1 protein-coding gene is annotated in these 1,673 nt (G+C 73.3%); it reads right to left on the bottom strand.

Going from position 1 to position 1,673, the window contains the following annotated elements; all coding sequences use genetic code 11:
- Positions 1–278: 278 nt before the first annotated feature.
- On the bottom strand, positions 279–1,673 hold a 1,395-nt coding region (locus ACWDCZ_RS41110; RefSeq protein WP_449818690.1), incomplete at its 5' end, for a trypsin-like serine protease.

Genomic DNA, 1,673 nt, shown 5'->3' with positions numbered 1-1,673 from the left:
GGCACCAGCTGGGGGGCGGGGCCCGGGCGGGGGGGGGGCCGGCCCCCGGCCCCGTCGGTGGTGTCCGGACGCCTATGTCCTGTTCACGCCCCAAATGTTCCTGCCCGAGCCGGTTCCCGGGAGGGATCGCCATGCACGAGGCGCGAGGCGGCCCCCCCGGGGGCACCGGGCGACGAGGTTGCGTGGAGTGCACCCCGAGTACGGCCTGGCCGGTCGGGTCGACGCCCGCGACGACCGTCAGGTGCTGGCTGGGCTCGGGGGGCAGCCGCCGGTGGTTGTCAGAGGCTGCTGGTGATCATGGTGCCGGTGTGGTTGCCGGGGATGGCGGTGAGGTTGAGGGTTTCGGGGGTGGCCCAGGTGCCGTCGGCGTGGCGGGCGGTGAGCAGGACCTTGTTGTCGGTGGTGGCGATGGCGAACTGGGCGTCGGCGTCGACGGTGGCGGCGCTGATGCTGGTGCCGGTGATGTCGCCGATGACGCCGCCGAGGGAGGCGATGGGCTGCCAGCTGCCGTTGGCCCAGCGCAGGGTGTGGTACTGGCCGTCGCTGGCGATGAGGGCGAGGTTGAGGCCGGTGCTCTGGCGGGTGATGGCGACGGAGGTCACGGGCGCGGTGGCGCCGGCGGCGTCGGCGACCGATCCCCAGGTGCCCCAGTTCCCGGCGGCGGTGCGCAGGGTGTGGTGGACCTTGCCGCCGGTCACGGCGGCGATGTGGAGTTCTCCGTTGGCGGTTCCGGCGGCGGAGAGGGAGGTGATGCCCTTGAGCGGGCCGGCGACGTCGCTGACCACGCCGAAGGCGCTCCACTGGCCGGCGCCGTCGCGGACGGTGTGGAAGAGGATGTCGTTGGCCACGATGGCGATGTGCAGGTCGTTGCCGACGGGGGCGATGGAGACCTGGGTGATGTTGCCGAGGTCGTTGAGGGCGATGTTGAGGTCGACGAAGCGCTGGCCCCAGCTGCCGTCCAGGTTGCGGATGGCGTAGTGCAGGTGCCCGTCGCCGCCGAGCGCGACGATGTGGGTGGAGGTGTTGATGCCGGCGGTGGCGACGGCGCGAACGCCGCCGATGTTGCCGGCCGCCGCCTGGACGTCCTCGTACGGGGTCCAGGAACCGTCGTGGAGGCGGGTCGCGAAGTAGAGGTTGGCGTCGCTGCGGACCAGGGCCTGGGTCTTCCAGCCCACGGCCTTCGCGCGGGTCTGCTGGACCCAGCCGGCGATGTCGTCGACGCGGGTGTTGTAGGCGCCGGTGCGGGTCTCGCCGGCGGGGGCGCCCAGGCAGCCGCCCTGCCAGGAGCGGGAGGCCACCGCGAGCAGCTCGGCCTTGCCGTTGACCTCGCGGACCACGGGGGCGCCGGTGTCGCCCTTGCAGAGCGCCGCACCGCCCGTGCCGGTGATACCGAGGCCCGTCGCGCTCACGGTGTCGAGGCTGAACGCGCCGGTGTGCAGCTTCAGCGGCGCCCACTCGTCCTTGGTGCGCCCGTACCCGGGCACCCGCAGCGTCTGCCCGACGGCGGGCGCGGCGGTGGCGACCCGCAGCGGGGCTATACCGTCCACGGGTGTGGCCAGACGCGCCATCACCAGGTCACGGTCGGCACGCGGCACCAGCTCGGAGACCTCGGCGGTCTTGCCGGCGCCGGTGGTCAGATCGGTGCGGCCGATGGTCGCGGTGGTCTTCCACTT

The sequence above is a fragment of the Kitasatospora sp. NPDC001225 genome (genome assembly GCF_053597855.1).
The sequence above is the reverse complement of the archived record's forward strand: the minus strand, read 5'-3'. Positions and strand labels throughout refer to the sequence as shown.